This window comes from Kytococcus schroeteri, assembly GCF_002847825.1.
GTDB lineage: Bacteria > Actinomycetota > Actinomycetes > Actinomycetales > Dermatophilaceae > Kytococcus > Kytococcus schroeteri.
In genome coordinates this window covers 1-323 of sequence record NZ_PKIZ01000125.1, presented here as the reverse complement: position 1 = coordinate 323, position 323 = coordinate 1, and the positions used below count along the sequence as shown (strand labels likewise).

Genomic DNA, 323 nt, shown 5'->3' with positions numbered 1-323 from the left:
CGCGATCCCGGGGAACCGGGTTGCGGCGTCGACCGCGACGTGCCGCGCGCCGGCCGCGGCAATGAGCGCCTTCGACGGGACGCAGCCCGTGTTCACGCAGGTGCCGCCGAGCGTCCCGCGCTCGCACCCTCGCCCAGATCCGCCAGATCCTCGACATCCGCGACGGCGGCCATGCGCCCTGCGGGCACGTGCGCGACCTGCTTGACGTGCGCCTCGCTGAGATCGAGCAGCAGATCGCGCAGCTCTCCGTGCTGCGCGACACTATCGCGGACCTTAGCCAGGACGCCGCGCACCCGGATCCTGAAACGTGCAGCACCGATCAA

At 71.5% G+C, this 323-nt stretch carries 1 pseudogene; it reads left to right on the top strand.

Annotated features, from left to right (window positions below):
* Window positions 1-125 precede the first annotated feature (125 nt).
* Window positions 126-323 (top strand): annotated as a pseudogene (locus CYJ76_RS11820) (MerR family DNA-binding protein); the annotation flags it as partial.